Below are 13,492 nucleotides of genomic sequence, written 5' to 3'. Positions count from 1 at the left end.
CGAAGGGATCCGGACAGGACGGAGTGACCATGACGGACACGTACACCCTCACCCTGTACAACAGGTCGACTGCCCCACGGTGGACGTTCGCCGTCTACACCGTCGTCCCGGTCTCCGGGTCGGACCGGCTCTCCCCCGTCGCCTGGCTCACGAAAACCGTGGACTCGGGCGACAGCGTCACGTTCGAATGGACCCTGGACCACCGGCTCGTGTTCGCGGCCCAAGGGATCGATACGGGCACCGAGTGGACGGAGGCCGCCTCCATGCCGGTCGCCGCCGGAACCCACGACAACGCGGCGAGGCTCGGCTACCAGAGCGACGGCCACATGTTCACCCTGGAGCCCGCCGAGGCACGCCCGGCCACGCCCGGAAGGCTCTACGTCGACACGGACCCGAACGTCCCGGAGTACGGTCCGATCGGCGGGCCCACCGTGGGGCTGGCCCTTTCCGGCGGCGAGCGGAACCGACCGTCGACCTTCGCTCCGGCGATCGTGGGCACCAGCGGCCCCGGGCTGAGCCACGCCTTCGATCTGGATCCGACCTACTACATCGACGCCGGAACCATCCGGCAGGGAACCCTGGTCGACTTCGACGCGGTGACCGGCTTCCAGAAGGTGGAGTTCGGGCCGGGGCGGTTCTCCTCCGAGTGGACCCTGGACGCGTCCGACACCTGGGTACCCGGACCGCCGGCCTAGGCGTCCGCGACGAGGGACGGGAACGAGGGGCCTCCCAGTGGACGAGGGACACCCCCACAAGGGCGCCGAGGATGGATTCACTCCGCCCTCGACGCCCTTCGTCTTGTCATCGACGTTTCAGGGAACCCCCGCCAACGCTCTACCCCTTGACCCAGTTGCCGTTGCTGTCCAACTGCCAGCCATCGACCTCGTAATTCTGAATGAACAACTCACCGCTCTGCATCACCGAGACCTCGGCCTTGACGAAGGCCGACGCGCCAAGAGAGACGTCGCCATCATCGAAGGTGTTCACCAGTCTCACCTCCACGGTGTTCTCATCGTCGGAAGGCGAGAGAGCGCACTTCACCTGAACCACCGCGGAGGAGTAGTCCTCTTCCATCTCCGAGCCATCGGCCGAGACCCCGGTGAAGGCATAATATGCGGCGTCCTGCGGAGGCCTTTCGTCGTAGTACTGCTCGGAGAATTCGACGAGGCGTTCGAAGAGCTCATCGGTATAGCCGAAGTCGTACCGAACAGCACACTCGGAAGGATCCTCGGCCTCGGTCGCGGAGACGGTGACGGAATCGAGCAGGCGACGCTCCGCGTACTCCTGATCCATCTCGACGAGCTCATCGGGCACCTCGAACCGGATGGCCTCCGCAGGCTCCATCAAAGGTTCGGTGAAATCGAACTCGACCCCGGAGGAAGAACACGCGGTCAAGACGAAAACGGCGGACATACCTACGGCCGCCAACCGCACAGAAGAGCCGAAATTACCCACAGGAACGATCTCCTAGAAAATGAAGAGAACAAGAAAGACACGACTCCCCAGAAGATCAAGAACAGGGACCAGGAGAGCGAAAAGAGCAGAACCTAGCCCTTGACCCAGTTGCCGTTACTGTCCAACCGCCAACTACGGGCCTCGACCCCGTGGACGAACAGCTCGCCATCGCTCATGACCGAGAACTCGGCAAGGATAAAGTGGGTGGTTCCGCCCTTGTCATTGGTCCGAACGAATCTCGCCTCAGCGGTGTCGCTGTCATCGGACGGCGACAGGGCGCACTTAAGCTGAACCACGGCCGAGGACAAGTCATCCTCCATATCGGTATCGTTCGGAGCCTCACCGGTAAAAGCGTTGAACGCGGCCTCCCTCGGTGGCCTGGTCTCGTAGTGGTTCTCCGCGAACTCGGTGAGACGGTCGAGATCGTCACCGGTGTAGCCGAAGTCGTACCGAACAGCACACTCGGAAGGATCCTCGGCCTCGGTCGCGGAGACGGTGATGGAATCGACCACACGGTTCTCCGCGTACTCCTGATCCATCTCGATGAGCTCGTCGGGCACCCGGAACTCGATGGTCTCGGCAGGACCCATCGACGTCTCCGTGAAATCGAACACATCAGAAGAAGAACACGCGGTCAGAACGAACACGGCGGACAGACCCACAGCCGCCCACCGCACAGGAGAACTAACGCTGGTCAAGGGGGTGATCTCCTCAAAATCAACTGAATCCGGAGGACGCGACGCTCTCTGTTTTACCGCACCGAGAAGAGTTCCGAAGACACGGACCTGCGACTACAGCCGCTCATAAGAGCACTTCAGAACACGAGAAGCCGGGAAGAATCATCTGATCCATGGCTTCACCTCGGATTTCATCGGCAGCGCCGTCAGCACACGACTCTTCTTCATCGCTGTTTCAGGGCATAAGAAATCAAGGAAATCCGTCTCCTCCTGCCACCGTTTCAGGTCGGCCCGACCGGGCTCGGCGGGCGGGATCACCCCTTCCGTGGCAGAAGAAACCCGGCCAGGGCCATCACCACCGCGGCGGCCGAGAGCGCCGCCCGAGCGTCCAGCAGAGCGGCCACCACTCCCCCGAGCAGAATGAACAGCGGCTGCGAGACCGTGGTCGCGAACGCCCAGAGGGTGGCCACCCGAGACATCAGGGCGTCCGGGGTCTCCAACTGCCGATACCCGGCCATCGCCGAGTTGGCCGCGGCGGAGAACAGTAGGAGCAGGCCGAACCCCGCCCCGCACATCAACAGCCCTACAGGGCCGGGAACCGCGAAGGGGATGAGGAAGTACCAAGGGCCGCGCAGCAGGGAGGCCCACCGCAGCGTGCGCAGCGCACCCAGTCTGCGGACCAGTGAGGGCACGAGGCGAGCCCCCACCAACCCGCCGATCGAGGGCACCCCCATGAGGAGTCCGTACTCGAACGTACTGAACCCCAGGTCACGCATGTAGAAGACGGCGGTGAGCGGGGCCGCCATCGAGGAGGCCCCCGCGAACAGAATCCAACCGAACAGGATCGGCCGCAGGGTGGGATGGCCCCGGACGAATCCGAGGCCGGCGAAGAGCTCCGCGCGACGCGAGGTGCGCTCTCCCGAGAGGGGGCGCTCGGGTGGAGGGGGCTCGGGCTCGCGGATGGTCCGTACGGCCAGGGCCCCGAAGAGATGGCCCACGGTGGTGGTCACGAGCGCGCCGACCGCCGACAGTGCGGCGATCAGCGCTCCGGCGAGCGCGGGCCCGAGAGAGATGCTCAGCCAACGGGTCGATTCCAGACGACTGTTGGCGTCGATGAGGCCGGCGGGTGAGACCAGGGACTTCAGATGCGCCTGTGAGGCCCCGGTGAAGGCGATGGCGCAGACGGCGTTGACCGCCGCGACCGCGCACAGGTGGGCATAGGTGAGGGCGCCGAGGACATGGGCCACGGGAAGACTCGCCAGGGTGACGGCTCGGATGAGGTCGCCACCGATCATGACCGGGCGTTTGCGCGTATATTCGACGAGGTGACCTACGTGGAAGGCGACCAGCACGGTGGTCAGCGCGGTGATCCCGGCCAAGAGGGAGACCTGCCAGGCGCTGACGTCCAGTACGACGACGGCGATGACGGGTAGGGCCACCATGCCGATGGCGGATCCGAATTGACCCACCACCGAACCGGCCCAGAGACGGCGGAAGTCCCGGTGTCCACCGACACCGTCGATACGGGGGGAAGGCATTCGATCGAGACTACTCCCCGCCGGTGAGGCGTGGTCGTCTTCCGAGCCCGGAAACCGATACGGCTTCTGCCCGCGATCGCGTTACCGGCTCATGAGGGCTCGGCCGAGGAACCGGATCGCCTCCAGCGTGCGCCGCTCGGCGGCGGGGCCGACGTGGCCGGCTCCCTCGACGAGTCGGAACGTGTGCTCGATGTCCAGCTCGGTCAGCACCCCGTGGAGGTACGCGGCCCCTTCGTGCAGAAGGAACTCGTCGGCGGCACCGCAGTCGATCAGCACGGACGGGCCCGAACCTCTGATGAGCTCGGCCCGGGTCCGGGCACGGCCGTGGACCGAGTTCCGGGCATAGGTCCGGGCGTCGCCGCCCGGGGCCATCGTCCGGTGCAGCTCCCCGAGCACGGAAGGGATGTTCCGCGCGGGAACGTCGGCCGGGGATTCGCCGGGGAACACCGCGGGTGAGAGGGCCGCGACCGCAGTGAACCGCTCGGGGTCGGCGAAGACCTGCTTGAGCGCACCGTAGCCGCCCATCGACGCTCCCAGGAGCGCCACCCGATCGAAGGTTCCGAAGGTCTCCTCGAGGTGCGCGGGAAGCTCGGTACCAACCATCGCCTCCCAGGCAGGCCCGTCCTCCTGGTCGAGGTAGAAGCCGCCCTGGGTCGGGGTGCTCGGGCAGGCGACGACGGCGCGTGGGAACTCTTCGGCGTCGAACGCCTCTCGATACAGGGGCAGGGCGAGTTCCAGCGAGGCCGAGGACGACATGGCCCCGTGGAAGTGGAGGACCAGCGGCAGCCGCTCCCCCTCCTGGTGATCGTCGGGGAGGAGCAGCCGGTATTCGACCTCGGCCTCGACCGCGTGCGAGGTGAAGGTGTGGGAGGAGAGGCGCAGGGGCATGGTCGTCGGTCTTTCTGTGGCGGGACCATCGACATAAGTTCTACGATGGTAAACTTTCCATCATGGTAAATATCGGCCTGAGGGAGCGCAAGCGCCGCGAGACCAGGCAACGCATCTCCGACCGCGCGACCCGGCTCTTCGAACGCGACGGCTTCGAGACCGTCACCCTCGCCCAGATCGCCGAGGCCTCGGACGTATCGATCAAGACGGTGACCAACTACTTCACCGCCAAGGAGGACCTGTTCTTCGACGCGGAACCCGCTGTGCTCGACGCGCTGATCACGACCATCGAGGCCTGCGACGGGCCCGCGGCCGCCACCGAGGCGCTGCGCCCGCTCATCCTCGACGGCCCCCTGCTCGCCGACACTCGCCGATGGGCCGACGTGGGACCGGAGGATTGGGAGGGTATGCGTCGCTGGAGCCGCTGTGAACGGGACTCCCCCACGTTGACCGCCGGGCGTTCGGCGATCCTCCATTCGTGGATCGCCCCGCTTTCGGAGGCAGGGGGCTCCCGGGCCTGGGCCGGATTGCTGGTCGGGGCACTTCTCCTGCGGCACGACCTCTTTCACGAGGGGATCCTGCGAAGGGAGGAGCCCGAGGAGATCGAACGCGTCATCCGCGGAGAGGTGGGGCAGGCGCTCGACGCGCTCGGGACGGTCGATACCGGCTGAAGGGACTCCTGGATCCTTGAGCGGGAGGCCCTCAGAAAGAACGGCGGGCAGGCCTTGGACATCCTCGAGCGGTCGGGAACGGACCGGGCGAGGATCGATACGCCGAGGGGTCTCCCTGGGCGGCCCTCGGGCAGCCCTCCCTCATGGCCTCGAAAAGCACCCTTCCCGCCCATGGTGGCCCTCACCCGATGACGAGCCGGGTCACCCCCGAGGGCCTTCCGCTACCAGGCCTCGGCCTCTCTCCCTCGGCCGGCTTCGCCCAACAGGACGGCGAGGTTGTGCGCCGCACCGGGATGACCCGCGTCAGCGGCCTGTCGGAACCAGGACACCGCTTCCTCCACTCGGCCGGCGTCGTTCAACAGGACCCCTAGGTTGGACATCGCGCCGGGGTCGCCCTCGGCGGCGGCGCGCCGATACCACTCCTCGGCTCCCTTCGACCGTCCTTCCCTGTGCATCAGGAGCCCGAGGTTGAACACCGCTTCGGTGTCACCTCCATCGACGGCCCGCCGATACCAGGCCTCCGCCTCCCCGATACGACCCGCCTCCTCCAACATGAGACCGAGGTTGTTCATCGCCTTGACCTCGCCTTCTTCGGCGGCCCACCGAAACCAGGCCTCGGCTTCCCCATCCCGCGCCAGCCCTTTCAGCAGGAGCCCGAGGTTGAACATCGCATCGCTTCGGCCTTTCTCAGCCGCCCTCCGATACCAGGATTCCGCCTCCCCGAACCGACCCGACCTGGACAGCAGGATCGCCAGGTTGCCCATCGCGTCGATCTCATCCACGTCGGCGGCCCGCCGGTACCAGGACTCGGCCTCCTCGAGCCGACCCACCTCTTGCAGCAGAAGCCCGAAGTTGAACATCGCACCGGCCAGACCCCCTTCAGCGGCCCGGCGGTACCAAGGCTCCGCTTCCTCGAGCCGGCCCGACCTGTAGAGCAGGATCCCGAAGGCGTGCATCGCGTTGATCTCGCCCTTGCCTGCCGCCCGTCGAAGCCAGGCCTCCGCTTCCCCGACTCGGCCCACCTCCTCCAGTAGGAGCCCGAGGTCGACCATCGCAGCGTTGTAGCCCTGCTCGGCCAACGGGGTCCAGGCGGCTTCGGCGACGTCGTACAAGTCGGCGCTGTGGGCCGTGAGGCCGACGTCGAGCCGCTCTTGTCCGGTGGTGGTCTCCAGGGCGGTGCGCCACACGGCTTCGGGCAGAGGACCCTGGTGGGTGAGGTAGTCGAAGGCCCGCCAGCGACGGCCCTCATGATCGGCGGGCACCAACAACCCGGCCATACCGCTACGTGGACAGGTGGCCCACTCCCAGGCCTGATCGTCCTCCTCTGGCAGAGGTGGAGGGGCCGGTAGATAGGCGACGTGTACGGCCTGGATCTGCTCGCGGGTCAACGGACTCGACACACCTGCTTCGGCCAGACCCACGGCGGCGGCCACCAGCGCGTAACCGCGGGCATGGCCGCCGTCGGGGCCTCCGTTCCAGGCCTGCTGGAGAAGAGGGCCCGCCGCCAACTGCTCGGCCACTCCGAACCGCTCGTCGTCGGCGGCCTGCACCAAACGCTCATCACCACTGGCCCGTGCCCGATCGCGCTCTTGTGGATTCCACCGGCGTTCGACGACGACCGATGGGGTCTTGAGCACCGCGTACCCCACACCTTCCGCGGTGAAGGCACGGTCGGTGAGGCTCGGACGCAGTGCCTCCAGGTGGTTGCGGCGGATGGTGGCGGCCACGACCGCACCGGCCAGACCGAGCTCGGCGACCAGTGTCGGGGTCAGCCCCGAGGAACCCAGATGACGTTCCAGGTCGTCCAGCCAGACCACCCACCCCTGGGGTGCGCTCTCGGCCCGTTCTCCGAGCCAGGCCGGGAGTGCCCGTAGATCGGCGCCCTCTGGCGGAGCCACCAGCATCCGGTCGGGAAGCGTGCGTCCCAACGCTTCGACCATGGCCCGGGTCTTACCCGCCGTCGAGGCTCCGGTCACCAACACCAGACCACCGCGTGGCGCTTCCGAGACCGCGGCCAGGCGCCGGTCGATCTCCTCGTCCACATCCCGGGCCACGTAGGGAGGAAGCCCCTCACCCTCGTCTCCGGGCAGGGCGTTGTGGATGCCCAACTCGCCCACATCGCACCGATGGACGGGCAGGGCCGTATCCACCCATCCGGGCACCGAAGCGTCGGTCCGGGGGTGCACGGTGATCGGCCCATTGATGTCACGGGCCTGGATCGAGACCCCGTGGTTGTCGCGCGTACGGTTGTCGACCACCGCTACCACCGACCCCGGAACCGAAAGGACACCAGGTGACCGGGCCACGCCGGAGACGCGTCCGGCACCGTCGGCGTCAAGGGGGAGGTCGTGCGTTCCCACGCCCGTGTTCGTCGCATACGACGATTCTGCCCCTTTCCCATGACGTTCACAGCCGGCCACGAACGACGTCGTGATCGCCATGGCCCCAGAACCTTCGAAGGCTCCCCGGCACTCGGGGAGTGCGTGTTCAATGAGGTGACCGGATTCCCGTCGCCCCTCCCACGAAAGCGAGATAAGTGAATCTCCAGTTGGTCCGGATCGAGGCCCGTCTTTGGGACTGGTCCGCCCTGCCCACGCTGACCGGCGACGCGTCCTTTGTTCCCGACAGCATGATCGAGCTCGTCTCGCAGGCCTCCGAAGACGACGCGATGAACCACTACTGGGATATCGAGAACTCGGTCTTCGTCCAAGGTCGGCTCTTCGAAGCGGCCGAGGCCACGGTCTCACTGGCGATGGCCGCCCTGGCCTGCGATCCCCCGTCACACGTGAAGCCGGTCCTCTTCGAGGTGATCTTCCAGATCGTTTCCGGTGTCGCTCACGAGGAGGTGCTGGAAAGGGGCGACCTCGATCTGGAGAGAAGGTGCAAGGGCATCGTCGAAAGAGGGGCCTGGATCCTTGAGCGGGAGGCCCTCAGAAAGAACGGCGGGCAGGCCTTGGACATCCTGGAGCGGTCGGGAACGGACCGGGCGAGGATCGACGCGTTGAGGGGCCTCGGCAGGTGACCGTTCGGGCGGCCCGCCCGGATGCCTCAGGCGGGGTCGCCGACGATGACGGAGCGCGCCCTTTCCAGCGCGGAACCCGATCCGACCACTCCGCCGGCGGCGACCACCAGGTACTCGCCCTCGAAGGCGTCGCTGGGCACGCCGCCCTCCCGGGCGGGGTCGCACGGGACCCCGATGAGGTGGACCACGGTGTCCGTGGCGTTGTGGAACCTGGAGACCCTCTCCGGTGCGGAGCGGACCTCCTCGGGGACGGCCGCGCAGCCGAGTTCCGGGGTCTCGACGACGACCTCGGATCCCCCTTCCACGGTCCAGACGAGAGCGCCCTCGGTGGCGGCGTGCGCCGGAGCGATGGTGGAGGCCACGAGGGCACAGGCGACCAGCGGCACGGCGACGGCGGTGGGAACGGGGACCACGGCTCATCCCTTTCTGTGGGCATCTGACATCACACGGTTCTCAGTGTGTGCGCCGATCATCATCGATGTGCTCTCGACACACCGCGAAACACCCTGGTCAGGGTGGTTCGACGAGGTCGGGAGCATCGATCGCCCACCGACACGCCCCGTCCAAGAAAACCGGCCGGGATGCCCTGGAGGAGAGCGCCCCGGCCGGTCTCGAAGTCGATCAGGCCCGACGAGGCCGCGCGGGCACCAGGCCGTCCGTCTCGTAGCGGTCGAACAGGTCGAGGAAGGCCCGTTCGGTATCGACATAGGTGTCGAACCCGGCCAGCCGGCTCTTGGTCATGTCGGCGACGACCTCGACCTCCACGCCGAGGTCGCTGTCGGTGTGCCAGAACGACGCCACCCGGTCGAGCCGGCGCTCCTTGAGCCCGTACCGGTCGGCGATCTCCTCCCAGAGCCCTTCCTTCCCGGCCATCTGCCCGACCAGTGGACGGGGCTCGGAGGTGGGGCCCTCCCAGTCGACGCCGAGCGCGTCGGCCAGGCGCGGCCACAGCCGGCGCCAGCGGAAGATCTCGCCGTTGGTCACGTTCCACGCCTCATCACCGATGCCGGGGGTGGTCGACGCCCAGATCATCTGTTCGGCGACCACCCGCGAATCGGAGACGTCCGTGAGGTGGTTCCAGACGAGTTCGGTGCCGGGGAAGATCAGCGGGGTACCGGTCTCGCGGGCGATCGCCCCCTGGACGGCGAGCGTGAGCGCGAAGTTCATCGCGTTGCCGATGGCGTACCCCGTGACGGTGTGCGCACGATGGACGCTCCAGGTGAAGCCATCGCGTTCGGCGGCCGCGAACAGCTCGTCCTCCTGCGCGTAGTAGAAGTTCGGCACGTCCAGCCGTGCGGATTCCTCCCTGAAGGGGGTCTCGCTCATCTCGCCGGTGCCGAAGGCCTCGAACGGGCCCATGTAGTGCTTCAACCCGGTCATGAGCGCGGCGTGACGCACCGTTCCGGCCGGGGCGAGCGCTTCGAAGAGGTTGCGCGTCATGGCCCTGTTGACGCGGATGTTCTCGGCCTCGTTCTCCTGCCTCGACCAGGCGGTGAAGAAGACATGGGTCGGCCGAACGTCCTTCAGGGCCGGGGCGAGGCTCTGAGCGTCCCGTAGGTCGCCGAGGATCGGGCGCACCCTCGGCGGAAGCTCGTGGGCCGAGCGCGACAGGCCGTGCACGTCCCAGTCGTCACGGATAGCGAGCCTGCGCGCGATCTCCGAGCCGACGATGCCGTTGACACCGACGATGAGCGCGGTGGAGCGGTGGTCGTTCATGGGTCCTTCCTCAGCGGATCGAGTGGGCCGCGACGATCGGCGGCCGGGCGACGCCGCGCACGTAGAGGTGGTGCCGGTCGTGTCGCCGACGGCCAGTCTCATGCGCGGTCGCCGTGGCGACCAGACACCCCTTGATCGTGCGATCGCCGTGCGTACCACCGACAGGGTCAGGCTGAACGTGGAGGATCCACGTACCCTGGCTCGTATGAGTGGTTCGTCCCGCCCGCGCGGTTCAGGTGGATTGGGCGGCTTTCTGAAGTCGCGTCGCGACGCCCTGAGCCCGGCCGAGGCCGGTGTCGAGTACCGGGGCGGACGTCGGCGGGTACCCGGCCTGCGCCGTGAAGAGGTCGCCCACCTGGCGGGGGTCTCCGTCGCCTACTACGTCCGTCTCGAACAGGGCCAGGCCCACAACGCCTCGGACGAGGTCCTTCTCGCGATCGCACGCGCGCTGCGCCTATCGCGGACGGAGACCGAGCATCTGCTCGATCTGGCCAGGCCCTCCCCGGTGAAGGCCGCTCCGCGCACACGCCCCGAGCATCCGGACCCGCGCTCCCTGACGATGCTGGAATCGCTCGGGAACCGGCCGGCCGTACTCCTGGGCCGGCGCAACGACGCGCTCGCCTGGACACCGACCGGGCACGCGCTCCTGGCCCCGCACCTGCCCTTCGACACCGACGATCCGCACACCCGCCCCTCGCTGCCGCGTCTGCTCTTCCTCGACCCGCGGGTGCGGGAGACCTACGCCGATTGGGAGGCGGAGGCCCGCACCTATGTCGCCTATCTGCGGCTGATCAGCGGCAAGTACCCCGATGACACCCGCCTGGCCGAACTCGTCGGCGAGCTGTGCATGAAGGACGCCGACTTCGCCGCGATGTGGGCGTCCGGCCGGGTCAAGGCGTGCACCCAGGGGACCAAGCGCCTGCGGCACCCGCTCGTGGGCGCGCTGACGGTCCACTTCCAGGTCTGGCTCCAGGCCGATACCCCGGACCATCGATTGGAGGTCTACTTCCCCGCCGACGAGCCTTCCACCGATGCCCTGGCCCTGCTGGACACCCTCGTCCACGAGGGGCGGACAGGCCGTGCGCGACGCGAGGCGGAAGTGGGCTTCTTCGAGTAGGCCCCCTCCTTGAGCGTTCCGGCGGTGGGCGGCCGACGCTCTCCGCCGGAGGGAACCCGCGGGCCGGGGCGCCCTCCTCCAGAGCACCCCGGCCGGCCTCAATCCCAGGTCACGTCGAGACTCGTCCGGCCCTCGCCGTCCAGGCGCACTTCGAAGCCGACCTTCGCGGTGCGCTCCCACCCCCGGATCAGGTCCGCCATCCGTTCCGCGAGCCTTCGCCCGGCCTCTCCGTGGCCGACCACCCCGAACTCCCACTCCCCTCGCGGATCAGCGGTGAGGGCCCGGGCGGTGAGGTAGGCCAGCCCCCGCTCATCGACGGGTACCGAGGCCATGTCCCCCCACGGAAGGCCGGGGGCGACCAGGCCTGAGACGATCGCGGCGCGCTCGACCAACATGCGGGAGACGGAGTTGTCGAGTAGCAGCGCCAGCCGGAGCCACACCTTGTCCCGGGGCTCCATCCCACCGATGGTGACGCCGGTCCACACCAGGGACGAGGGCTCGTCCAGTACGCCGCGCACCTGCTCGTCGGTGACGCGCTGCTCCCGGTTGACCTGAAGGGTGACCCTGTCATCACCGGTGATGGACCGGTAGGCACGGGTGTCCTCCTCCACGGAGTCCCGCAATGGGATGAACGTGGCCGGTCGGGCGTCGACACTCGCCCACTTCTCACCGTCGCGTTCGAACACGATGCTGTACGAGACGTCTCCGGCGACCCGGACCGGGGCGATGAGCCGACCTTCGGGAGCGAGCTGCCTCAGCCACGCCGCGGGGATCCGGTGCGAGCCGACCGTGGCGATGATCCTGTCGTAGGGCGCTCCGGCCTCGTACCCGAGAGCACCGTCCCCGAGTACGACCTCCACGTCGGTCGCGCCCGTCTCGGCGAGACGGGCGGCCGCGTCGTCGGTGAGGTCCCGGTCCACGTCGATGGTGACCACCCGGCCGTGCTCCCCCACTATGCGCCCGAGCAGAGCGGCGTTGTATCCGGTACCGGCACCCACTTCGAGGACGCGCGCCCCGGGCTCGATCCGGGCCTGCTCCAGCATCGACGCGACGACGCCGGGCATCGAAGCGCAGCTCAGCGACCTGCCGCTCTCGTCGTCCTTGATGGAGACGATCGTGTCGGAGTAGGCCTCCTCCAGACTCGCGTGGGGCAGGAAGGCGTGCCGGGGCACGTTCCGGAAGGCCTCCTCCACGGCCGCGTCGGTGATGGTCCCCTCGGCGCAGAGGCGATCGGCCAGTGTGTGGCGCGCGTGGGCGATCGTGTCCTCGGTCAGGGTGCTCGTGTCGGTCATCAGGGTCTCTCCAGCCATGGTGGACGGGAATGTGGGGTTCCGATGGGCGGTGGTCCCATCGGTCGAAGGGAAGGCTCGGGTCGGAAGCGGGCCCCGGGTGAGCGGGGCACCCCGGCTCCGCGGACTTTCGGCCGGCCTCCGGCAGCCACCGAAGAGGGATCAATCGGCGAGAAGACTCTTCACGTGGTCTCTGATCGGCTCTCGAAGATCGTCGTGGAATCCGTTCTCCACGGCGGTCAGGACATTCGCGGCGGCGAACACCTGTGCCAGTTCTCCGGATTCGCCCGAAAGGACGTCCGAGAAGAGATCACGCACACGGTCGGCGGTAGGGGGATGGGCGAGGCTGTAGATCAACAGATGCGCCGCGTCGGAACCGGCCGGGGCCAGGGAAAAGCCCTCCCAGTCGACGACCGTCAGCTTCGGGGCGAGAAGGTTCTGCCAGTGGAAGTCGTTGTGCTGCGGGATCCACTCGATCTCGGTGTCGGCGAACCTCTCCCCGGCCAAGGAGGAGACCCAACGACGTACCCTTCGCTCCGACTGCCCTGGCCCCGACCAGCCGGCCTCGGAGATCCGGTCATGGGCTCGACGCAGGTCGTCCCACCACACCTCGTCCACCGACGGGTCCTCCCGGATCATGGGCTCAGGGGAGACGGGAGCGCCTTCCACGTAGGCGAAGACGTGCGCTCGCGCTCGGCGATCGACACCCTCGTCGACATCCGGCCTCCACCAGGTGAAGCTGCCCAGGACGTGGGGCATGGGCACGAGGAAGGACAGCTCTCGGGAGGCCTCCTCGATGGCCTCCGGACGCATCCACACCACGTGGTCGGCCACGGTGCCCACCCGCACCCACACACGGGTTCCGTCCGACATGCGCGCGGGACCGGTGACGGTGGCCGCCCGATATCCGATTCTGATCGGCCCGTCCGAATAAAACCCCAGCCTCCCCAACGCGTACCGAAAATCCCATTCCGTATACCGCACCCCGAACACCCTTCCCCCTCTTTCCGCGAGAAGCTACCACGGAGCCGACGAAAGAACCGGGGAACGAGAAATCAGCGAGCGCTTTCCGAATATCGGGGAATCGGAATGGAGACTTCTCCCGTCTTTTCTGTTTCG

General features: G+C 67.6%; 13 protein-coding genes. 4 read left to right on the top strand and 9 right to left on the bottom strand.

Annotated features, from left to right (window positions below; all coding sequences use genetic code 11):
* Window positions 1–29: 29 nt before the first annotated feature.
* The gene (locus U9J66_RS01375) at window positions 30–695 is read left to right on the top strand and encodes a hypothetical protein (protein ID WP_326336749.1); all 666 of its coding nucleotides are present in this window, start codon (window positions 30–32) and stop codon (window positions 693–695) included.
* A 139-nt stretch (window positions 696–834) separates the two neighbouring features.
* Here U9J66_RS01375 and U9J66_RS01370 read toward each other — a convergent pair whose 3' ends face one another.
* The 4 genes from U9J66_RS01370 to U9J66_RS01355 all read right to left on the bottom strand — a co-directional run bounded on the left by U9J66_RS01370 (window position 835) and on the right by U9J66_RS01355 (window position 4,558).
* The gene (locus tag U9J66_RS01370) at window positions 835–1,344 is read right to left on the bottom strand and encodes a hypothetical protein (protein ID WP_326336748.1); all 510 of its coding nucleotides are present in this window, start codon (window positions 1,342–1,344) and stop codon (window positions 835–837) included.
* Between the two features lie 203 nt (window positions 1,345–1,547).
* On the bottom strand, window positions 1,548–2,153 hold the full coding sequence (locus tag U9J66_RS01365) for a hypothetical protein (RefSeq protein WP_326336747.1): 606 nt from the start codon (window positions 2,151–2,153) through the stop codon (window positions 1,548–1,550).
* A 293-nt stretch (window positions 2,154–2,446) separates the two neighbouring features.
* Window positions 2,447–3,670 carry an MFS transporter gene (locus U9J66_RS01360; RefSeq protein ID WP_326336746.1) on the bottom strand — a complete coding sequence of 408 codons (1,224 nt, stop codon included), beginning with the start codon at window positions 3,668–3,670 and terminating at the stop codon, window positions 2,447–2,449.
* Between the two features lie 81 nt (window positions 3,671–3,751).
* Complete coding sequence (locus tag U9J66_RS01355) at window positions 3,752–4,558, bottom strand: alpha/beta hydrolase (protein ID WP_326336745.1); 807 nt, start codon at window positions 4,556–4,558, stop codon at window positions 3,752–3,754.
* Between the two features lie 62 nt (window positions 4,559–4,620).
* Between U9J66_RS01355 and U9J66_RS01350 the strand changes: the two genes are divergently transcribed.
* Complete coding sequence (locus tag U9J66_RS01350) at window positions 4,621–5,229, top strand: TetR/AcrR family transcriptional regulator (protein ID WP_326336744.1); 609 nt, start codon at window positions 4,621–4,623, stop codon at window positions 5,227–5,229.
* 221 nt (window positions 5,230–5,450) lie between these two features.
* On the opposite strand, the gene U9J66_RS01345 is transcribed toward U9J66_RS01350, so the two are convergent.
* Window positions 5,451–7,487 carry a tetratricopeptide repeat protein gene (locus tag U9J66_RS01345; protein WP_326336743.1) on the bottom strand — a complete coding sequence of 679 codons (2,037 nt, stop codon included), beginning with the start codon at window positions 7,485–7,487 and terminating at the stop codon, window positions 5,451–5,453.
* Between the two features lie 371 nt (window positions 7,488–7,858).
* On the opposite strand from U9J66_RS01345, the gene U9J66_RS01340 reads away from it, so the two are divergent.
* Window positions 7,859–8,251, top strand: coding sequence for a hypothetical protein (locus tag U9J66_RS01340; RefSeq protein ID WP_326336742.1), 393 nt, complete (start codon window positions 7,859–7,861; stop codon window positions 8,249–8,251).
* Window positions 8,252–8,277: 26 nt separating this feature from the next.
* Here U9J66_RS01340 and U9J66_RS01335 read toward each other — a convergent pair whose 3' ends face one another.
* Complete coding sequence (locus U9J66_RS01335) at window positions 8,278–8,664, bottom strand: hypothetical protein (protein WP_326336741.1); 387 nt, start codon at window positions 8,662–8,664, stop codon at window positions 8,278–8,280.
* A gap of 208 nt (window positions 8,665–8,872) precedes the next feature.
* Window positions 8,873–9,967: an SDR family oxidoreductase gene (locus tag U9J66_RS01330; protein ID WP_326336739.1), complete on the bottom strand. Its 1,095-nt coding sequence runs from the start codon at window positions 9,965–9,967 to the stop codon at window positions 8,873–8,875.
* 205 nt (window positions 9,968–10,172) lie between these two features.
* Here U9J66_RS01330 and U9J66_RS01325 point away from each other — a divergent pair, with 205 nt between their 5' ends.
* Window positions 10,173–11,084: a helix-turn-helix domain-containing protein gene (locus U9J66_RS01325; RefSeq protein WP_326336737.1), complete on the top strand. Its 912-nt coding sequence runs from the start codon at window positions 10,173–10,175 to the stop codon at window positions 11,082–11,084.
* A gap of 98 nt (window positions 11,085–11,182) precedes the next feature.
* On the opposite strand, the gene fxlM is transcribed toward U9J66_RS01325, so the two are convergent.
* Entirely contained in the window at window positions 11,183–12,376 is a 1,194-nt protein-coding gene (fxlM, locus tag U9J66_RS01320) for a methyltransferase, FxLD system (RefSeq protein WP_042285954.1), read from the bottom strand.
* Window positions 12,377–12,535: 159 nt separating this feature from the next.
* Window positions 12,536–13,246, bottom strand: coding sequence for a phosphotransferase (locus U9J66_RS01315; protein WP_326336736.1), 711 nt, complete (start codon window positions 13,244–13,246; stop codon window positions 12,536–12,538).
* Window positions 13,247–13,492: the final 246 nt, after the last annotated feature.

This window comes from Nocardiopsis sp. LDBS1602, assembly GCF_035818715.1.
GTDB lineage: Bacteria > Actinomycetota > Actinomycetes > Streptosporangiales > Streptosporangiaceae > Nocardiopsis > Nocardiopsis alba.
Note: the sequence above shows the minus strand (reverse complement) of the source record. Positions and strands in the feature narration are given on the sequence as shown.

Excerpts from the sequence above, each read along its gene's own strand:
- U9J66_RS01375 (WP_326336749.1), top strand. The coding sequence starts at position 30 with ATGACGGACACGTACACCCTCACCCTGTACAACAGGTCGACTGCCCCA.
- U9J66_RS01370 (WP_326336748.1), bottom strand. The coding sequence starts at position 1,344 with ATGGAGCCTGCGGAGGCCATCCGGTTCGAGGTGCCCGATGAGCTCGTC.
- U9J66_RS01360 (WP_326336746.1), bottom strand. The coding sequence starts at position 3,670 with ATGCCTTCCCCCCGTATCGACGGTGTCGGTGGACACCGGGACTTCCGC.
- U9J66_RS01355 (WP_326336745.1), bottom strand. The coding sequence starts at position 4,558 with ATGCCCCTGCGCCTCTCCTCCCACACCTTCACCTCGCACGCGGTCGAG.
- U9J66_RS01350 (WP_326336744.1), top strand. The coding sequence starts at position 4,621 with ATGGTAAATATCGGCCTGAGGGAGCGCAAGCGCCGCGAGACCAGGCAA.
- U9J66_RS01340 (WP_326336742.1), top strand. The coding sequence starts at position 7,859 with ATGATCGAGCTCGTCTCGCAGGCCTCCGAAGACGACGCGATGAACCAC.
- U9J66_RS01330 (WP_326336739.1), bottom strand. The coding sequence starts at position 9,967 with ATGAACGACCACCGCTCCACCGCGCTCATCGTCGGTGTCAACGGCATC.
- U9J66_RS01325 (WP_326336737.1), top strand. The coding sequence starts at position 10,173 with ATGAGTGGTTCGTCCCGCCCGCGCGGTTCAGGTGGATTGGGCGGCTTT.
- fxlM (WP_042285954.1), bottom strand. The coding sequence starts at position 12,376 with ATGACCGACACGAGCACCCTGACCGAGGACACGATCGCCCACGCGCGC.
- U9J66_RS01315 (WP_326336736.1), bottom strand. The coding sequence starts at position 13,246 with ATGTCGGACGGAACCCGTGTGTGGGTGCGGGTGGGCACCGTGGCCGAC.